Origin of the sequence: Arthrobacter sp. Rue61a (assembly GCF_000294695.2) — a bacterium.
GTDB lineage: Bacteria > Actinomycetota > Actinomycetes > Actinomycetales > Micrococcaceae > Arthrobacter > Arthrobacter aurescens_A.
The window spans coordinates 2,378,524-2,397,509 of sequence record NC_018531.1; the positions used below are offsets into that span (position 1 = coordinate 2,378,524).

At 62.5% G+C, this 18,986-nt stretch carries 18 protein-coding genes; 11 read left to right on the top strand and 7 right to left on the bottom strand.

Features of this window, described 5'->3' with window-relative positions:
• The first annotated feature begins 67 nt into the window (after positions 1 to 67).
• Positions 68 to 1,561: an APC family permease gene (locus tag ARUE_RS10785; protein ID WP_014921811.1), complete on the top strand. Its 1,494-nt coding sequence runs from the start codon at positions 68 to 70 to the stop codon at positions 1,559 to 1,561.
• Positions 1,562 to 1,567: 6 nt separating this feature from the next.
• Here ARUE_RS10785 and ARUE_RS10790 read toward each other — a convergent pair whose 3' ends face one another.
• Positions 1,568 to 2,380, bottom strand: coding sequence for an MBL fold metallo-hydrolase (locus ARUE_RS10790; protein WP_014921812.1), 813 nt, complete (start codon positions 2,378 to 2,380; stop codon positions 1,568 to 1,570).
• A gap of 120 nt (positions 2,381 to 2,500) precedes the next feature.
• Here ARUE_RS10790 and ARUE_RS10795 point away from each other — a divergent pair, with 120 nt between their 5' ends.
• Positions 2,501 to 2,707: a hypervirulence associated TUDOR domain-containing protein gene (locus ARUE_RS10795; protein ID WP_043470236.1), complete on the top strand. Its 207-nt coding sequence runs from the start codon at positions 2,501 to 2,503 to the stop codon at positions 2,705 to 2,707.
• Positions 2,708 to 2,711: 4 nt separating this feature from the next.
• A complete protein-coding gene (locus tag ARUE_RS10800) occupies positions 2,712 to 3,908 on the top strand; it encodes an NAD(P)/FAD-dependent oxidoreductase (protein WP_014921814.1) in 1,197 nt (398 codons plus the stop codon).
• A gap of 68 nt (positions 3,909 to 3,976) precedes the next feature.
• Here ARUE_RS10800 and ARUE_RS10805 read toward each other — a convergent pair whose 3' ends face one another.
• Together ARUE_RS10805 and ARUE_RS10810 are read right to left on the bottom strand one after the other, a co-directional pair.
• Complete coding sequence (locus ARUE_RS10805) at positions 3,977 to 4,180, bottom strand: cold-shock protein (protein WP_014921815.1); 204 nt, start codon at positions 4,178 to 4,180, stop codon at positions 3,977 to 3,979.
• A 212-nt stretch (positions 4,181 to 4,392) separates the two neighbouring features.
• Entirely contained in the window at positions 4,393 to 5,790 is a 1,398-nt protein-coding gene (locus tag ARUE_RS10810) for a cation:proton antiporter (RefSeq protein ID WP_014921816.1), read from the bottom strand.
• Between the two features lies 1 nt (position 5,791).
• Between ARUE_RS10810 and ARUE_RS10815 the strand changes: the two genes are divergently transcribed.
• Complete coding sequence (locus ARUE_RS10815; RefSeq protein ID WP_014921817.1) at positions 5,792 to 6,400, top strand: dihydrofolate reductase family protein; 609 nt, start codon at positions 5,792 to 5,794, stop codon at positions 6,398 to 6,400.
• Positions 6,401 to 6,434: 34 nt separating this feature from the next.
• Here the strand turns inward: ARUE_RS10815 and ligD are convergent, their stop codons facing one another.
• Complete coding sequence (gene ligD, locus ARUE_RS10820) at positions 6,435 to 7,679, bottom strand: non-homologous end-joining DNA ligase (protein WP_014921818.1); 1,245 nt, start codon at positions 7,677 to 7,679, stop codon at positions 6,435 to 6,437.
• A gap of 422 nt (positions 7,680 to 8,101) precedes the next feature.
• Between ligD and ARUE_RS10825 the strand changes: the two genes are divergently transcribed.
• Positions 8,102 to 8,440: a DUF3846 domain-containing protein gene (locus ARUE_RS10825; protein WP_502691374.1), complete on the top strand. Its 339-nt coding sequence runs from the start codon at positions 8,102 to 8,104 to the stop codon at positions 8,438 to 8,440.
• Between the two features lie 87 nt (positions 8,441 to 8,527).
• Positions 8,528 to 10,276, top strand: a complete 1,749-nt coding sequence (locus ARUE_RS10830; RefSeq protein ID WP_014921820.1) for a pyruvate dehydrogenase — start codon at positions 8,528 to 8,530, stop codon at positions 10,274 to 10,276.
• A gap of 1 nt (position 10,277) precedes the next feature.
• Here ARUE_RS10830 and ARUE_RS10835 read toward each other — a convergent pair whose 3' ends face one another.
• Positions 10,278 to 12,866, bottom strand: a complete 2,589-nt coding sequence (locus tag ARUE_RS10835) for an ATP-binding cassette domain-containing protein (protein WP_286139602.1) — start codon at positions 12,864 to 12,866, stop codon at positions 10,278 to 10,280.
• A gap of 156 nt (positions 12,867 to 13,022) precedes the next feature.
• On the opposite strand from ARUE_RS10835, the gene ARUE_RS10840 reads away from it, so the two are divergent.
• Positions 13,023 to 13,439, top strand: a complete 417-nt coding sequence (locus ARUE_RS10840) for a nuclear transport factor 2 family protein (protein ID WP_238324598.1) — start codon at positions 13,023 to 13,025, stop codon at positions 13,437 to 13,439.
• On the opposite strand, the gene ARUE_RS10845 is transcribed toward ARUE_RS10840, so the two are convergent.
• Both ARUE_RS10845 and arfB read right to left on the bottom strand, forming a co-directional pair.
• Positions 13,436 to 13,840, bottom strand: a complete 405-nt coding sequence (locus ARUE_RS10845) for a RidA family protein (protein ID WP_011774702.1) — start codon at positions 13,838 to 13,840, stop codon at positions 13,436 to 13,438. The genes ARUE_RS10840 and ARUE_RS10845 overlap by 4 nt on opposite strands.
• 46 nt (positions 13,841 to 13,886) lie before the next feature.
• The gene (gene arfB, locus ARUE_RS10850) at positions 13,887 to 14,306 is read right to left on the bottom strand and encodes an alternative ribosome rescue aminoacyl-tRNA hydrolase ArfB (RefSeq protein WP_011774703.1); all 420 of its coding nucleotides are present in this window, start codon (positions 14,304 to 14,306) and stop codon (positions 13,887 to 13,889) included.
• A 103-nt stretch (positions 14,307 to 14,409) separates the two neighbouring features.
• Between arfB and ARUE_RS10855 the strand changes: the two genes are divergently transcribed.
• The 4 genes from ARUE_RS10855 to ARUE_RS10870 all read left to right on the top strand — a co-directional run bounded on the left by ARUE_RS10855 (position 14,410) and on the right by ARUE_RS10870 (position 18,906).
• Positions 14,410 to 15,234, top strand: coding sequence for an ABC transporter ATP-binding protein (locus ARUE_RS10855; protein ID WP_014921822.1), 825 nt, complete (start codon positions 14,410 to 14,412; stop codon positions 15,232 to 15,234).
• A 44-nt stretch (positions 15,235 to 15,278) separates the two neighbouring features.
• Complete coding sequence (locus tag ARUE_RS10860) at positions 15,279 to 16,259, top strand: ABC transporter substrate-binding protein (RefSeq protein WP_014921823.1); 981 nt, start codon at positions 15,279 to 15,281, stop codon at positions 16,257 to 16,259.
• Between the two features lie 9 nt (positions 16,260 to 16,268).
• Positions 16,269 to 18,407 carry an iron ABC transporter permease gene (locus tag ARUE_RS10865; RefSeq protein WP_014921824.1) on the top strand — a complete coding sequence of 713 codons (2,139 nt, stop codon included), beginning with the start codon at positions 16,269 to 16,271 and terminating at the stop codon, positions 18,405 to 18,407.
• Between the two features lie 103 nt (positions 18,408 to 18,510).
• Positions 18,511 to 18,906: a hypothetical protein gene (locus ARUE_RS10870; RefSeq protein WP_014921825.1), complete on the top strand. Its 396-nt coding sequence runs from the start codon at positions 18,511 to 18,513 to the stop codon at positions 18,904 to 18,906.
• Positions 18,907 to 18,986: the final 80 nt, after the last annotated feature.

Here is an 18,986-nt window from a genome sequence, read left to right on the forward strand (position 1 = left end):
TCAAAGTGAGATAGATCAGATCACTTACACGATTCCGGGGATCGTGTAATGGCCGGGGGTCGACACCATGAGCACCAAGTCAGACAACGCCTTGGAAGCAACGCCCGAAGGTGAGGAACCACAGCTCAAACGCGTGCTGGGACCCAAACTGCTCCTCCTCTTTATTGTGGGAGACATTCTGGGGGCCGGCGTCTATGCGGTCACCGGGACCATGGCCGGGACGGTTGGTGGCATCGTCTGGTTGCCGTTCCTTCTCGCCTTCGTTGTGGCCACCCTCACCGCGTTTTCCTACCTCGAACTCGTCACGCAGTATCCCCAGGCAGCTGGCGCTGCGCTTTATACGCACAAGGCCTTTGGGATCCACTTCGTCACCTTCCTTGTGGCGTTCGCCGTTGTTTGCTCCGGCATCACCAGCGCCTCAACATCGGCGAATGTCCTTGCCCAGAACTTCTTTGGTGGCTTGGAGGTTAACGGCTGGATGGACGTACCCGACCGCGGCGTGATCACTGCGGTGGCGCTGGGCTTCATGTTGCTGCTGGCGGTGATCAACCTCCGCGGCGTGGGGGAGAGCGTGAAGTTCAACGTGGTGCTCACTGCGGTGGAGGTGATCGCGTTGTGTGTGGTGATCGGGGTGGGTTTCTTCGTGATGGCCCAGGGAACCGGCAATGTCCAGGAAGTTTTCGTCTTCACCGACTACCAGGACAAAGGGTTGTTCCTGGCTGTTACCGCCGCCACGTCCATCGCCTTTTTTGCCATGGTGGGCTTCGAGGACTCCGTCAACATGGTGGAGGAAACCAGGAATCCGGAGCGGATCTTCCCCCGCACCATGTTGACTGGCCTCGGCATCGCGGTGATCCTCTACATGCTGGTCGCAGTGTCTGTGGTCAGTGTGCTGACTCCCGGAGAGCTGGGCGAGATCAGGGAAGCCGAAGGTGCGGCGCTTCTTGAAGTGGTGCACAAAGGCTCACCGGATTTTCCCATCGACAGGATCTTTCCTTTCCTCGCCGTCTTCGCAGTGGCCAACACAGCGTTGATCAACATGTTGATGGCCAGCCGGCTGATTTACGGCATGGCCCGCCAGCACGTCCTGCCGCGCTCCTTGGGGCGGGTCTTGCCGGGGCGCCGGTCGCCATGGGCCGGAATCGCGTTCTCCACCGTCCTTGCCCTGGGACTGATCTGGTACGTCAGCAGCGACCCATCAAGCAACATCGTGGCCAACCTGTCCGGAACCACAGCGTTCCTCCTGCTGTGCGTGTTCACCTTGGTCAACGTGGCTTGCGTCGTCCTCCGCCGCAAGCGGGATCCCCACCGGAAGGTGTTCTTCACCTCGCCCGGTCAGCTGCCTTTGGTGGCGGCCGTCTTGTGTGCCTTCCTCGCAGGGCCATGGGTGGGCAGGAACCCCGTCCAGTACCAAGTGGCCGGCGGGCTGATGGCCATAGGCGTGGTGCTGTGGTTCATCACCTGGCTGATCACCAGGAAGAGCAACACCGGATCCGGAGAACCAGCCAGCGCGCAGGCGGACACGGATGGCCAGGGCCCGCCGGTGCCACCGCGGGAATGAGCCGGATCAGGTCAGATGGTCAAAGTCCCCCCGCGTCCAAGCGGCGTGCCGTTGAGCCGATCGGTGCAGGACGTCTTTCGCTCCGGAGTGGATGGCGTTGTTGAAATTGCCGTAGATCCGATCGAACTCAAGCTCTTCCAGCTGAGCGGCGATACGTAGCGCCACCGCGCCGGAGAGGGGCAGGCGATTCGGATAGCTGCGCATGAACGCTACCGTCCGACGATCAGGATTGGGAAATACGCTGTCTCCCGTCAACAGCACGCCTTTCCCGTTGGATCCCGCAGCCCAGTGCACCACCGCGCTGCCTGGGAAGTGCCCGCCAACCTGATGCAGGACCAACCCGTCAGCGATTGCTGCGGTGCCGGACCAGTAGTCAACGTTCGGGCCACTGCGCCCCAGCCATTGGCGATCAGCCTCGGCGACCAGGACCGGGACGTTTCCAAGACGGCGCGACCATTCCACCTGTACGCCAAACATGTGTGGATGGCTGGCGGCAATAGCTATTACAGAGCCATGGTCAAGGACCGATTCCACACCGCTGTCGTCGACATAACCCACTGGATCCCACAGCAGCGAGCCTGCGGGCGTTACCACGAGCTGGGCGGTCTGGCCGATCCCGACTTTTGGCTCCGTTCTGACCGCGAAGAGTCCGGGCTCGTTCTGTTCCAGCACCGTTTGCCGTCCAGTCCGGGCCAACTCGTCCAGAGTGAGCCATTGTTGTCCGTCCTCGGGCACGTACTGGCGTTCATCGGCGCAGATGGGGCATATGTCGGGCACAGGTTGGTCACGTTCGACGGCGCATGTTGCGCAGATCAGCATTGGGAGTCCTTTCCACAGCACTTCGTCTAAGGCTGTCCCGCCGGGTACCGCGAGATGATCACCATGCTTACTATTGTGGAGCAGCCGAAGTCGGAGAGGGACACCACACTAGGAGCGGACATGGCACTGAGCAAGGGAACACGCGTGGAGTGGAACACCCCGCAGGGCAAGACGCACGGAAAGATCGTGGAGAAGAAGACCAGCGACTTTGTACTGGACGGCAACAAGCACGTGGCCAGCGAAGACGAGCCGCAGTATGTGGTGGAGTCAGCGAAAACCGGTGCCAGGGCAGCGCACAAGGGCTCCGCATTGACCGAGAAGAGCTAGCGGAATGGCGCGCCAGCACGACGTCGTCATCATCGGCGGCGGCAATGGAGGCGTGTCGCTGGCTGCCCGTTTGCAGCGATACGGCGTCCAGGACATCGCCCTGATTGAACCAAAGGAGCACCATCTATACCAGCCCTTGTTCTCCCATATCGCCGGTGGCCGCGCGCGGGTCAAGGAAGCCGTCCGCAGCCAGGAATCCGTGACGCCAAAAGGCGTCGCATGGATCAAGGACAAAGCAGTAGGCGTGGAGGCGAAAGCCAACTCGGTGACGTTGGCGTCCGGTGCCACTGTGAGCTTCGGGCACCTGGTTGTATGCCCGGGGCTGCAGTACAACTGGGACGCGGTGCCGGGGCTGGGCGAGGCGGTGAACTCGCCGTACGGCTCCTCTCATTACGAGTTCGAGCTTGCGCCAAAACTGTGGACCCTCTTGAGCACCATGAAGTCCGGCACCGCCATCTTCACCATGCCGTCAGGGCCTGTTAAATGTGCCGGGGCCAGCCAAAAACCTATGTACTTGGCCTGTGACTACTGGAAGGAACACGGCGTCCTGGACAATATCCGGGTTGTCATGGTCCAGCCTTATCCCACAGTGTTCGGCATTCCCGAGGTTGACCGGGAGTTGGACCGCAAGATCGCCGAGTACGGAATCGAACTGCGGACAAACAGCGAGCTGGTGGCGGTGAACCCTGGCGGTCGCACGGCAACCATCCGAAACAACGCGGACAACACCTCAGAGGACCTCCTCTACGACGTCCTCAACGCCGTCCCGCCCCAGTCCGCGCCGGATTGGCTCAAAGCCACGGACTTGCCGGCAGCAGGGGACGAGTACGGCTTCGTGGAGGTGGACACGCAGACGTTGCGGCACTCCAGGTACCCAAATGTCTGGTCGCTGGGCGACGCTGCGGGAACCGCCAATTCGAAGGCCGGCGGTGCGCTGCGCAAGCAGACCAAGGTCCTGGCTAAAAATCTGATCTCGGCGCGCAAGGGCGAACCTCTGAGCCAAAAGTACAACGGATACTCCGTATGCCCTTTCACCGTTTCACGGAACACGGTGGTCTTTGCCGAGTTTGACCATCACTACAACCCCATGCCGACCATCCCGAAGGTACCCACATGGAAGGAAAGCCGGATTTCCTGGTGGGTGGACCGCGACATGTTCCCGCAGGTGTACTGGAACCTGATCCTCAAAGGCCGGGCCTAGCAGGCGCCAAGAGACCGGTCAGGCATTAGGCCGGACCGGTCTCTTGTGGTGAATCCAGTGTTGTGAACCTAGGCGGGCTGGATATTCTCCGCCTGCGGACCCTTAGGCCCCTGCGTGATGTCGAACTGGACCTTCTGGTTCTCCTCCAGCGAGCGGTAACCGCTCGACGTAATCGCTGAGTAGTGAGCAAACACGTCCGGGCCTCCATCGTCCGGGGCGATGAATCCGAAACCCTTTTCAGCGTTAAACCACTTGACTGTTCCTGTTGCCATGCCTTTATTTCCTTCACCCGGTCGCTGGTCGGTCCCGCTGGTCGGTTTGCCGTCCCTGCCACTCACGATATGAGCCTATGGGCCGCTTCGGCTGGGGGCAACACATTTGGCGGAGTCGCGTACGCGTAGGCAATAGGAGCGCACGACGGCGGGAGGCCGCCGTCGTGCGCTTGTTGCCTTTGCCGGGTCTGCTTCAGGGCAGCCGGGAAACGTCACGCTTTTGGCGTGCGTTGCTTGGGGTCTGCCGCTTCTGTGCGGCGCAGCAGGCGGAGTGCGAGCAACGGAAACAGGAGTACCGAGAGCATCCCCGCACCTATGAGGGCTGAGGAGATTCCGCTGGTGATGTATCCGTGCTCCCGGCCGATGGTTGTCACAGCCACGATGATGGGCAAAGCCGTGGCTCCGAACAGCAAAAGGGCCTGTTTGTCCGCCCGCGAGGAGCCCGGGGGCGTGGCGAGCAATGACGGCACGCCACGGATGAGCAGCAGCAGCGACAGGAACAGCGGGACCATGGCCAAGGTCAGGGGGCTGGAGGTCAGGGCGCCCAGGTCGAAATCGATGCCCGTATCGATGAAGAAGATGGGCACCAGGAAACCAAAGGCGACGGCGTCAATTTTGGTCTCGATGACTTTCCGGTCTGCAACAGGAGCGCGTGCGATGGTGACCTTCCAGAGGACGCCTGCGGCGAATGCACCCAGCAGCATATCGAGTCCCAGGACCATGCTGAGCACCACCAGCGAGCTGAGAATCAGCAGGATGGACCGCATGGCGAACTGGCTGCTGGTGTGCAACGTGGCAGTGACTTGGGCATGAAACAGCGTGTGCCGTGCTTGCGAGGCAAGGTAGATGGCCACGCCGGTTAGGAGGACGAACCCCAGAAGCACTCCTGATGCCACGCCGAGTTGCTTCCCGCTGAAGAACAATGAAATGGCTATGAGGGGACCAAATTCGCCGGCCGCGCCCAGGGCGGTCGCGGCGACACCGATCGGCGACTTGGAGGCACCGGCGTCCCGGAGGATCGGGAGCAACGCGCCCAAAGCGGTGGAGCACAAAGCAACACCGATGATCACGGCGGCTTCAGGTGAAGGCCCCAGGACAAAACCTGCCCCGATGCCGGCGGCCAAGGAGATGACCCACCCCGCAGAGGCACGGTAAATGGGACGGCCGCGGATTGCCGCGAAGTCAATCTCGTTGCCGGCAACGAAGAAGAGCATGGCAAGCCCGAAATCAGCCAACGTGTCCGTGAAGGGAGTGGACTGGACCCATCCCAGAACGCTTGGGCCGAACAGGATGCCAAGAACAATTTCAAAGACCACAATGGGCACTTTGACCCAACGATCCAAAAGCCGTGTAGCAACGGGTGCCAGCACAGCCAACACGGCGATGAGGACCAGTGACGCGGACAAGCCTTGCATCGGCAGTGCCTCCGGTACCTCGGCTGCTTCAAGGAAAAGTACTCCAAAGCTACCGCCACCAACCCTCGTGCGCCATAAGTCCGGCGCCCGAACTGCAGGTTCCGGGTTCCGCGGGAAACCCTGAAGCAGCATACTGATTCGAAGAAGACGCCACCGGCTCGCAGCATCCGCCGCGGTCCATGCGAAGGAGTGCATCGTGGGAATTCTTACCGCCAACCTGTTCATCACCCTTGACGGGGTCTACCAGGCACCCGGCGGCCCTGAGGAGGACAGGGGCGGGGGCTTCGAGTTTGGTGGCTGGCAGGCAGCATATTTTGACGATGAGACGGGCGAAGCCATTGGGGCAGGCATCGACCGCATGGATGCCCTGTTGCTGGGACGGAAAACCTACGACATATTCGCGGGATTTTGGCCTCAGCAGAAAGACCACATTGGCGAGACCTTCAATGCCCGGCCCAAGTTTGTGGTGTCTCGAACCCTGACTCGGCCTGAATGGGACGGGACCACGGCCTTGTCAGAGGTTTCTGAACTGGCCGAACTGAAGGAACAATTCGACGACATCCAAATGTTCGGCAGCGGCCACCTCATCCGCTCGCTGCTGGAGGCCGATCTCCTCGATCGACTGAACCTTTTCCTCTACCCGCTCACCTTCGGCTCGGGAAAGCGACTGTTTGACGACGGCTCCGGCGTCCCCGCTGCTTTCAGGTTCGCCCAACCACCCGTGGCGTTCCCGAAAGGTGCGGTCCTGCTGTCCTACGAGCGTTCCGGAGAGCCGATTACGGGCATCACCATCGGGCAAGGCTAGCCACTCACCGAAATGTCGCAGATCCTGGCCCTCTTCAGGATCCTGGCCGGCCTGGCCACTCCTTGCCCGCCCACGGGTCATAGTCTGCGATCAACTCCTCCTGAGCCGGTCGTCGGTCTTCCGGGATGTGTTGGAGATTCACCCGCACCCGGTACCAAAGCGAACTCGATCCCCGCATCCCGTCCACCAGGACGTCGGCGGGGTGCAGGAAGGAGACAACGCCTGCGTGCCGGGACTTCCACTCCTCAAGTGCTGCCCCGGCCTCGGGCTTGGTCTTGGTCCGGGCCACCTCGATGAGGGGCATCATTGGCACCCGGCGACCCGAGCCATCGCCTGCTCTGGGGGCTTTCTCGGCCGGGCCGAGCTCGGCAGCCAAGGCCAAGAGTCCATCGAGCGAACCGGGAGCTTCATCGATTCCTGCGTGAGGGTCGCCCAGATCCGAGAAACGCGCAGGTACTGTGCGGACCGTGAACTGCTCCGGCCGGGCGGAGCGCACCTCGTCCCACGTGAGCGGCGTCGAGACTCGGGCGTCGGGCCTGGAACGGACCGAGTACGCGGAAGCTACGGTGCGGTCCTTGGCGTTCTGGTTAAAGTCGACGAAGACGCTCTCACCCCGCTCCTCCTTCCACCATTTGGCCGTTGCCAGCCCCGGAGCACGGTTCTCCACTTCGCGGGCAAGGGTCTCCGCGGCGAGGCGCACATCCCGGTAAGACCACTGCGGCGTGATGCGAACCAGAATGTGAAGACCGCGGGAGCCACTCGTCTTTGGCCAGCCCACCAGCCCGACGTCGTCCAGCACTTCTTGTGCCACATACGCGGTGTCCACGATCCGGGACCAGTCGACGCCGGGCATCGGGTCCAGGTCCACCCGAAGTTCGTCCGGATGGTCGAGGTCCTCCGCGCGTACGGGGTGCGGGTTGAGATCCAGGCACCCCAGATTCACCACCCACGCGAGGCCTGCCGCATCGCGGATGACTGTTTCCTCGGCGGAGGTACCGGACGAGTAGTGGAGAGTTGCCGTGTCAATGAAGTCGGGGTGGTTTTCGGGCACGCGTTTCTGGAAGAACGGTTCAGCATCGATGCCCTTGGGGAAGCGTTTGAGCACCATGGGGCGGCCGCCCGCGCCGCGCAGCGCACCGTCCGCGACTGCGAGGTAGTAGTTCACAAGATCCAGCTTGGTCAGCCCGGGCTCGGGAAACACCACTTTGTCCGGGTTGGAGATGCGGACCTCGTTGCCGGCGATGTCGAGGATCTCAGCCGGGGACTTCGACGGGTTCATGCGGCCACGCTAGCAATGAACAGCCCTCCCAGCCAGAGTCGCGGCGGGGAAAAGCATGGAAAGCCCATTGGCGTGAAGCACTGAATTCCGCAACTGGCTTTAAAAATATAAGTGGGTATGGTGTTGTCATATCCAAAATACTGAAGGAGCCTAAAATGTCTGGGAAGTCACCCAACAGTGCCAAGTCGAAGAAGTCCGGAAAAACCATTCTGGAAAAGAGGGCCGAAAAGAGGGCAAAGGCTGAGGGCAATGAGAATCTCTTCTCGAAACCCAGAAAAAACCAGCGCTAGCGTCCGGAAGCGTCGGCCCGCTGAAGTCGTTCGGTGCATTCGCCCACGTAGTGCCGCCAGCCGGCACCATGTGTTGCGGAAAAGGAAAGCCGACAGTGTAAAGAAACGGAAATTCAAGCTATGCGTTATCTAATGAGCGCTCTCATTATCCCGGCACGCCTTCATGAGTGTATTCGCGTGGAGGAGATTGAGCCGGTTATGGAAGTTCACCAATCCCTGGTGGAAGGGAACGTTGAAGCAATAACGGGCCATGGATGGCACGTTCTTCTAAATGACGAAGCGATACACATTCCTTTGCCACCGAACCCTCGGGCTGAGGTCTTGATTCGTGAAGCAGGCACTCCTGTCGAAGACACCGTCTGCGGCACTGCGGTTTTCCTCGGTCACGGAACCAGCGGTGATGACCAAGATGTCCCGAGCCATCTGTTGAGCCTGGCGGAGCGCCTGTTCGAGACTCGGCTGGCAGCTTAAGCAGCAGCCGTTCCCAGCCGGGGCCGGGGCGGGCCGACTATATTGGCCCTGTCAGCCCACCACCACCACTGAGGGAGCCTGCACACTATGGCCAAGGAACTTGCCACCCAACTTATCGAACAACTCCAGGCTGCCGGTGTGCAGCGGATCTACGGAATCGTTGGCGACAGCCTTAATCCGATCGTGGATGCTGTCCGGCAAACAGGAGGGTCAAAGAAGGGCGGCATCGACTGGATCCATGTCCGCCACGAGGAAGCTGCCGCATTTGCTGCCGCTGCAGAGGCCCAATTGACGGGAAAGTTGGCTGTTTGCGCGGGCTCATGCGGGCCCGGCAATCTGCACCTGATCAATGGACTGTACGACGCCAACCGTACCGGGGCCCCGGTGCTCGCCATCGCTTCCCACATTCCCAGCAAGCAGATTGGCAGCGGCTTCTTCCAGGAAACCCATCCGGACCGCCTCTTCAACGAATGCTCGGTGTATTCGGAGATGATCAGTACCGCCGAGCAAGCGCCGCGGGTCATGCACAGCGCCATCCAGAGCGCGATTGCACTGAGGGGAGTGGCAGTCGTGACGCTTCCGGGCGACATTGCCGGGCTTGAGGCAACCGCGCCAACCCCGCTGCCGGCAACGTTCAGGCCCGCCACAGTGGTTCCGGATTCGGCCAGCGTCCGCGAACTGGCCGACGCCATTAACGACGCAGGTAAGGTGGCCATTTTCGCCGGCGCCGGCGTCGAAGGCGCCCATGACGAGTTGATCGCACTGGCAGAACGGGTCAACGCACCCATCGGCCACTCCCTGAGAGGGAAGGACTTCGTCCAATACGACAACCCCTTCGACATCGGCATGACCGGGCTCCTCGGCTATGGAGCGGCCGCCGAGGGCATCGAAGACGCAGACCTGTTGATCCTGCTCGGCACCGACTTTCCCTATGACCAGTTCCTGCCGGACACCCGGACGGCCCAGGTTGACCGTGCGGCACAGCGGCTGGGGAGGCGGACCGACGTCGACATTGCAGTCCATGGTGACGTACTGCCAACCTTGAGGTCCCTACTGCCGTTGGTGACGCCGAAGAAGAACCGACGGTTCCTTGACCAGATGCTGAAGAAGCATGACCGCCTGATGAACAAAGCCGTGGGCGCCTACACGCGGAAAGTGGAGAAGAAGCAGCCCATCCACCCCGAGTACGCCGCCTCCCTGCTGGACCAGGTGGCAGCCGAAGACGCCATCTTCACAGCCGATACCGGCATGTGCAACGTTTGGACTGCGCGCTACATCAACCCGTTGGGAACCCGTCGTCTTATTGGTTCCTACCTCCACGGTTCCATGGCCAACGCCCTTCCGCACGCCATCGGAGCGCAGGTGGCTTATCCGGGGCGACAAGTAGTGTCTGTATCCGGCGACGGCGGCCTGTCCATGTTGCTGGGGGAACTCATCACGGTGGCCGCGCACCAACTACCCGTGAATGTGGTGGTCTTCAACAACTCCACGCTGGGCATGGTGAAGCTCGAAATGCTGGTGGACGGGCTACCCGACTTCGGCGTGGACGTCCCTGACGCCAACTACGCTGCGGTGGCCAAGGCCCTGGGTTTCCATGCCGTTCGGGTCACGGATCCGGCGGACATCGAGGCAGCGTACCGGGCGGCATTCGCGCATCCCGGCCCGTCCTTGGTGGAGCTCATCACTGACCCCAACGCCCTGTCCATTCCGCCAAAGATTTCGGGTTCGCAGGTCATTGGATTCGCAACGGCCATGTCCAAAGTGGTCCTGAACCGCGGTGCCGGGGAGGCTGTCAGCATGGCACGAAGCAACCTGCGCAACATTCCCCGGCGGTAGGCTACCGCCCGCAGGCGGCGGCGAGGTACGGTGCTGTCCGGCTTGTTCGGGAACCCGCGACGACGGCCGGCGGGCCGGCGACGATGATCTCACCGCCGGCGTCGCCGCCGTCGGGACCCAGATCGATCACCCAGTCGGCCCCTGCCACGACGTCCATCTCATGTTCCACCACGATGACGGTGTTACCGGCATCCACCAGCCTGTGCAACTGGGCCATCAGGAGTTGGACGTCGGCAGGATGCAACCCTGTGGTGGGCTCGTCCAGCAGATAGAGGGTGTGGCCGCGCTGGACGCGCTGCAGTTCCGTGGCGAGTTTGATGCGTTGTGCTTCGCCGCCGGAAAGCTCCGTGGCAGGCTGGCCCAGGCGGAGGTAGCCCAAGCCCACTTCGCGAAGCGTTTGGAGGCTGCGGGCAACGCCGGGAAGATCAGCCAGGAACTCGGACGCTGCATTCACGGTCATGCCCAGGACGTCGGCAATGGTCCGTCCGCGGTAGGTGACCTCCAAGGTTTCGGGATTGAACCGAGAGCCGTTGCATTCGGGGCAGGGGCCGTAACTCCCCGGCAGGAACAGCAGTTCCACCGCAACAAACCCTTCTCCCTGACAGGCTTCGCAGCGGCCTCCGGCCACGTTGAAGGAGAACCGGCCAGCGCCGAAGCCCCGGGAACGGGCGCCTTCAGTGGCGGCAAACTCTTTCCGGACACCGTCGAAGAGCCCTGTGTAGGTGGCCAGGTTGGAGCGAGGGGTCCGGCCGATGGGCTTTTGGTCCACCTTGACCAGGCGATCGAGCTGGTGGAGCCCGGATACCAATCCCACAGCGGCTGGCGTGTGAGGAGTGTCTGTGCGTGCGATGTCCGGGTCGAGAGTTTCCGGATGCAGTTCGGCCCCCACCACCTCGGCCAGAACGTGGCTGACCAGAGTGGACTTGCCAGAGCCCGACACACCTGTCACGGCTGTCAGCACGCCCAGCGGGAACTCGGCCTGTAGCTCGCGAAGATTGTGTCTGTTGATGTTCTGGAGCTTGAGCCACTCTTTCGGGGGCCGGGGAGATGCAGGGCCCTTCCCGGCGGTGACCAAATCGTCGTCGTGCGTTTTCTCTGAACCAGCGGATCGCGAGCGGTTATCGGGGAACAGGAAGGGTCGCGTGATGGAATCCTGCACATCCGCCAGCCCGCCCACGGGACCGCTGTAGAGCACCTGTCCGCCGCCCTCACCCGCGTGCGGTCCAACATCCACCAACCAATCGGCAGCCCTGACGAAATCCATATTGTGTTCCACCACGAACACTGAGTTGCCGGACCGCTTCAGCTGGTCCAGCACCGCGAGGAGAGGCTCGGCATCGGCCGGGTGTAGTCCGGCAGATGGCTCATCAAGGACGTAGATGACGCCGAAAAGCCCTGAACGGAGCTGCGTGGCGATACGAAGCCTCTGCATCTCGCCGGGGGAGAGAGTAGGGGTGGGGCGCCCCAACGCGAGGTAACCCAAGCCCAGATCCAGGAGTACCGTGACCCTGCTCAGCAGGTCCCGGGTGATGGCGACGGCTACCTCGTTGCCTTCACCGGAGGTCTGGGTGCGCGAGGCGGTGCCGGCCGCAGTCAATTCCGTGGTGGGGCGGATGATGTTGGCAAGCTCGGTCATCGGCATCGCATTGAGTTCGGCTATCGTTTTGCCGGCGAACGTGACGGCGAGTGCTTCCGGCCGCAGCCCACTGCCACCGCACTGCGGGCACCGGCCCGTTTCCATGAATCGCAGCACCCTGTCACGCATGGTGGTGCTCTTGGAGTCGGCCAGAGTGTGGAGGACGTAGCTCTTGGCACTCCAAAACCGGCCCTTGTAAGGCTTGGCCACGCGATCCCGTTGGGGCGTCACTTCCACTACAGGCTGCTCGTCCGTGAAGAGGATCCAGTCGCGATCCTTCCTGGGCAGCTTTCGCCATGGTGTGTCCACGTCGTAGCCCAGGTGAGTGAGGATGTCGCGGAGATTCTTTCCTTGCCACGCTCCGGGCCATGCAGCGATCGCACCATCGCGGATACTGAGGGACGGATCGGGAACCAAGGATTCTTCGGTGACAGTGTGAGCGACACCCAGTCCATGGCACTCCGGGCAAGCACCGGCGGCTGTGTTGGGAGAGAAAGCGTCGGAGTCCAGCTGCCGGGCGCCTTCCGGATAGCTGCCCGCACGCGAGAAGAGCATCCGCAGCGAGTTGGACAGCGTCGTCAACGTGCCAACGCTGGAACGGGCGGTGGCTGTGCCCCGACGTTGTTGGAGTGCGACGGCGGGCGGCAGCCCGGTGATTGACTCCACCTTGGGGTTGTGGCCCTGTTGGATGAGGCGTCGGGCGTAGGGGGCCACGGATTCGAAGTAGCGGCGCTGGGCTTCGGCAAAAATGGTGCCGAACGCCAGGGACGATTTTCCGGAGCCCGAGACTCCGGTGAACGCGACGATTGCATCGCGGGGTACGTCCACGTCCACGTTGCAGAGGTTGTTCTCGCGGGCACCACGGACCCTGACGAAGCCATCCTCGGCCTCGGCAAACTGTGGTGTTGGCTGGTCGGAATCGGGCTGCCGGGCAATTGTCAGTTTACTGTCCATTGATACGACTCTATCGTTCCGGACCCGGCGCGCTCTACGACGAATCGGTGGACATGGGCGAGCATCTTCAGGCATTCATGAACCTGATCAAGAAGGCCTGATCCAAGAATGATAAAGCCGTGGTGTTATCCGGTCCCCGAGAGGACAATGCGGTTCATGGCTGAACAAATCCTCGGGGACCAGGGCGTTCAAGAACAAGGCGGCAATGAGAACGTGGTCAAGCGGTTAATCGACTGCATCAACGATCGCCGGATCGAGGTTATGGATGAGCTCTTCCATGACGACGCCGTGATGCACTGGCCTCAGTCCGGCGAGCTTGTTCGCGGCGCAGAGAACCGGCGGGGCATCTACAACGCCTTTCCGCAGCTCCCCACCATCACGCCGCGTCGCCTGCTCAGCGACGGCAATCTGGTGGTCGCTGAGGCACGGCTGGACTACGGTGGACCCACCTTTGAGACGGTCTTCATCTTTGAATTTCGCGACGGCAAGATCGCCAAGGAGACAGCATACTGGAGTGAGGCCTTTCCGGCTCCGGAATGGCGTTCGCAGTGGGTTGAGATCAGCAGTTCTTAGGGGCGCTCGACGGCGGCCACCGCACTGATCTCCACCAAGGCCCCTGGTACGCCTAGTCCCGCCACAAACGCTGCGGTCACCAAGGGCGGTTCGTCGGATGCGAGCTTGGCAGCAATGGCTCCGTACCCGGCTGAGAGGTCGGCGCCGTCGACGAAGAGTACGGTCCACTGAATGACATCTCCGAGTGTTGCTCCTACGGCCTCCAATGCTGTCTTGGCGTTGTCCAGGGCGCGTGCAGACTGAACAGCCGCATCGCCTTCCCCGATGAGTGCACCCTGTGCGTCCACGGCGTTCTGCCCGCCGACGTAAATGGTGGTGGCGCCGGGAGGAACAACGGCGACGTGGCTGAAGGCAGGACTGGTCACGAGCCCGTCCGGACGGATGCGTTGAATGGGTGACATGACTGTATGGTCTCACCAGCGGCCGTCAGCTAACAGGGGATGAAGCCTACTCCGCGGCTGGTCGGCGTCGTTGCTGCTTGGTCGCTGATCTGAGTTCTTTTGCTGCACGGTGGCGTCGGGCGGAACCGCGCGTCGGCTTGGAGGCGCGGCGGACGGTCTCCGGAACGAGGCCTGCCCTGATGAGTTCGGCGAGCTTGGCCACAGCGATGTCGCGATTCCGTAGTTGGGATCGCTCCTCCGACGCGGTCACGGTAATCACCCCAGCGACGAGCCGGCGTCCGAGGCGTGTGAGCAGCAACTGCCGCTGCTCATCTGTCAGACTCGCCGATCCGGCGACACTCCACATCAACTCCGCACGACTGTCGGTGGTATTCACGTGCTGACCGCCGGGTCCGGACGAACGGGAGAATCGCCAGCTGAGTTCCGCGGCGGGGATCGTCAGCGAGGGCGAGATTTCCAGGTCCATGAATCAAGCGTCGCACGTCATGGGCGCTCCCGCGGGCAGGTCCTGAGTGACATTTACTGACACGTTTCGGGAATTAGGTAAGGCTAAGCTAATCTTTCATTTTGTGATTGAACTGAGTGAACTCTCCGGGCTCGAGGCTACTGACCTGGTCCTCCGTTATGGGGACAAGGATGTGGTCCATGGAGCAGGACTTCGCCTTGAGCCGGGTCGTATCGTTGCGCTGGTGGGTCCGAATGGCAGCGGAAAGTCCACCCTGCTCCGCGCGCTTGCGCGATTGCACGAGGCATCTTCCGGAACCGTGAAGGTCAAGCCCGCCGACGGTGAGGCAACGGATGCGCTGATGATGAAGCGCAGCGACTTCGCCCGGCATGTGACACTGCTCTCCCAGAGCCGTCCCGTGCCGCACGGGCTGAGTGTCCGCGACGTCGTCGAGTTCGGACGCCATCCGTACCGGGGACGGTGGCGCGCGGCCGATCCTGAAGGTCCTGCCGCCGTCCACCGTGCCATGGAGCTGACTGGCGTAGCCGGGCTTGCTTCCCGGGGCGTCCACGAACTGTCGGGCGGACAACTGCAGCGTGTATGGCTGGCAAGCTGCCTGGCGCAAGACACCTCGGTTCTGCTGCTCGATGAACCAACCAACCACCTGGACCTCCGCTACAAAGTGGAGATTTTCGATCTGGTGTACGACCTCGCCCGCGTCCATGGAGTGGCAATCGGCGTTGTCCTGCACGACCTCGATGAGGCAGCCGCACTTGCCGATCACGTGGTGGTTCTGTCCGAGGGTCGCATAGCGGCCGCCGGACCCGCCCACGAGGCTCTCGATGCTGCGCTTCTCAGTGATGTCTATTCAATCCCCATCGTTACTCACACAGATCCGCTGACCGGCAGGCTGCGCACCCGCGCCGTCGGACGGCACAACGACAACTAAACCCCTGTAATACGTCATAACTCCCCAATACGAAAGGGACCACCGTGTCCATGAAAATCCACAAGGCCCTCGCGGCTACCGCTGCCTTGGCGGTCCTGCTCACCGGTTGCGGCACCACCGAAGGCCCCGCGAGCTCGGCGTCGAACAGCGCCGGCGCCGGTGAAGCCATCACTGTTACCGACGCCCGCGGCACCGAGGTTAAACTCGACGGCCCCGCCAAGCGCGTGGTCGGAACCGAATGGAACGTAGTGGAGAACCTGACCACCCTCGGCGTCATGCCGGTAGGCGTCGCGGACGTCAAGGGCTACAGCGCCTGGGTCACCGCCGGCAAGCTGGACAGCACTCCCACGGACATCGGAACGCGCAACGAGCCCAGCTTCGACACCATTGCTTCCCTCGACCCTGACCTGATCGTCGCCACCACCGACCTCGCCGAGCCAGTGATCAAGCAGCTCGAAGAGCTGGCTCCCGTCGTTGTGGTGAAGTCAGCCGATGGCAGCCGCCAAATCGCGCAGGCCGAGGACAACCTGAAGCTCGTCGCCAAGGCAACCGGCACCGAGACGAAAGCCGACGAGGCCATCGCGGCATTCGACGCAGCCGTGACAAAGGGCAAGGCCGAGCTTGAGAAGGCCGGCGTGGGCGGTTCCCGCGTGGCATTCGCCGACGGCTGGGTCGCAGACGGCAAGGTCTCCATCCGCCCCTTCACCAAGGGATCCCTGCTGGCAGACATCAACACCGAACTTGGCCTGGTGAACCCGTGGACCGTTGAAGGCGACCCTGCCTACGGCCTGGGTTCCACGGACGTGGAAGGCTTGACGGCCGTCAACGCCGATCACTTCGTGTACATAACCAACAGCGCGGACGGCGATTTCACTGAACAGCTGACCGACAACGCAGTATGGAAGTCGCTTCCGTTCGTGGCGGCCGGCAATGTGCACCGCCTTTCGGACGGTATCTGGATGTTCGGTGGCCCCGCTTCGATGACCCAGTACGTCGACGCAATCGTCGCCTCCCTCACCAAGTAGTCCCCACGCATGACCGACACTGTGAAAAGGCCCGCCATGACCGTTCCCGCGGCCGTGGCAGGTACTCCCGTGCCCCCGCCGGCGACTGGACCGGGTGCCCGCCGTCGTTCCGGACCAGCCCTGGTGGCTGGCACGGGGGTGGTACTCCTGGCATTGTTCTCGTTGATCCACCTCACACAAGGAACAGCCGACGTCGGCCCTCTCCAGTTGCTGGGGTTGCTTACCGGCAGCGGTTCGGACCAGGAAACCGCAGTGTTGGTCGCCTCGCGGGTACCGCGACTTTTCGCCGGCCTGCTGGTCGGCGCCGCCTTGGGGGTGGCCGGCGCGGCTTTGCAGTCGGCCACCCGCAACGTCCTTGCTTCCCCTGACACTCTGGCTGTGAACGCCGGCGCGCATTTCGCCATAGTGGCTGTGGCGGCGTTCGGCCTGTCCCTTCCGGCACTCTTGTCCGGTGGCATCGCGTTCATCGGCGGCCTCGCCGCGGCGGTGCTCGTCCTGGCGTTGTCAGGCGGAGGTGCCAATGGCAACGGCGGTCCTATCCGCCTGGTCCTCGCAGGCACAGCATTGGCGTTGGGGCTGCATTCTGCCACCAGCGCCTTCCTTCTCTTGTTCAGTCAGGAAACTACCGGCCTCTATGCCTGGGGGCAGGGCAGCCTCTCGCAGTCCCGCACCGATGAGCTGATCCAGTTCACCCCTGTAGTTCTCCTGGCCATAGCAGGGCTTTTCCTCCTCGCCCGCAGGATGGATCTCCTCGGACTGGGTGACGACGCGTCCCGGCTGGCAGGTGCAGGTCCGCGCCTTGCCCGGGTTGGCGCCGTCGTACTTGCCGTCGTCCTGTCCGCCGCAGCGGTGACCATCGCTGGTCCGATCGGATTTGTTGGGCTCTGTGCCCCGGCGATTGTGCGCCTCCTGGCCTCCCGCCTCCGCGGCCTGGGCCGGCATCGTGCTCTGCTGCCTATCTCGGGCCTGGCCGGTGCCGTGGTGGTCATCGGCGCTGATGTCCTGGTCCGAGGGCTTTTCGGTGCGCAGGCAGGCGTTGAAGTTCCCACCGGTGCTGTTACAACGGTCTTCGGCGCCGTCTTCCTGGTAATCCTGGCCATGCGGATGTCCGATGCCGGATTGAGCGTTGCCGGTGATGCCCTGGCGCGGCTTCGATCCCGCAGGTTCTTCCTCACCGTCTTGATCGGACTCCTGGTCCTGCTCACTGCTTTGCTGGTGGCCGGAGCATTGCTGGGTGATGCCAAACTCCTGCTCGGTGATCTCATCAATTGGCTCACCGGACAGTCGGGAAACCGTGTCAGCGCGGTTCTGGGTACCCGAATGCCGCGTGTTCTGGCGGCCGTTCTTGCCGGAGCTGCCTTGGCCCTCGCCGGCGCGCTGATCCAAGCAGTGTCCCGGAACTCGCTGGCCGAACCCGGCATCCTTGGCGTCTCCGGCGGTGGTGGCTTGGCCGCAATCATCGTCATCACCACCGTTCCGACGGCCGGTTCGTGGGTCATCACCGGATCAGCGCTCGGGGGAGCGGCCCTGTCTGCGCTTCTGGTCTTCGGGCTGGCCTTCAGCGGTGGGCTTCAACAGAACAAACTAGTTTTGATCGGCATCGGCATTTCCGCGGGGCTGGCAGCTGCCATCACAGTCCTCCTGGTGACAACGGACCCATTCAATCAGACCAAAGCCCTGACCTGGCTCTCCGGCTCCACCTATGGCCGCAACTTTGCCTCCGTCCTGCCCCCGTTGCTTGCCCTGGTGCTGGCGCTACCGGTTCTGGCGGGCATGCGGCGCGATCTTGACTTGATCGCCGTGGACGACGATTCGCCCCGGGTGCTTGGAATCAGGCTGTCCGGATCCCGGCTGATCCTGCTCTCCATCGCAGTGCTGCTGACTGCTGGGGCTGTCTCATCAGTTGGCGTCATTGCCTTCGTGGGCCTGGTTGCACCGCACGCGGCCCGCACACTGGTGGGTGCACGACACTCGCGTGTCCTGCCCGTGGCGGCGCTGATTGGCGCCTGCACGGTGGTCCTGGCGGATGTCATCGGCCGCACGGTCATAGCGCCGGCCCAGATTCCCGCCGGAATTATGACGGCACTGGTGGGCGCCCCGTATTTCGTTTACCTGCTCTGGCGTTCAAGAGTTGACCGGACGGTCTGACGCTCACACCTCCTGCGCTGACTTCACCTCCTGCGCGGTGTTCATGTTCTGCGCGATGTTCATGTCCTGCGCGGTGTTCACCTCCTACGCATAGGATCGACTCATGGCCGATTCCCTGGATTTCCTTGGCCCCATCCTGGAAATGATGACGTGGGTGGGGTTCGTTCCGGGCGTGCCTCTTCTGATCAGCGCCTGGGTCCTGGCCAAGCGTCGGTGTGTTTGGGGGACTGCGGCCGGAGAACAGTTCGCTGCCGGGGGATTTCTGGGCGTGCAATGGCTGGATCAGTCGAACGAGGAACAAAAGGTCCTGTTGGACATCCCTGCCCACGACGGCAGCATCGATTCCCGCTCAGTGGTGGTCCATTACGACCTCTGCCACCCCTCCCGATGTTCACTGCAGCCACCGCGTCACGACAACACTGTGTTGATTCTGGGCTGGATCCTCACTGGTGTCGGGATTCTCAGCACCCTTGGGGGATTCTTCCTCCTTCTCCTCTAGTGCGGACCTCTTGAACGCCCGAGCGCACCGGAGCTAGCATTTCCGCGCACCGTCAACGCGCACGGTTAAACCGAGGAGAC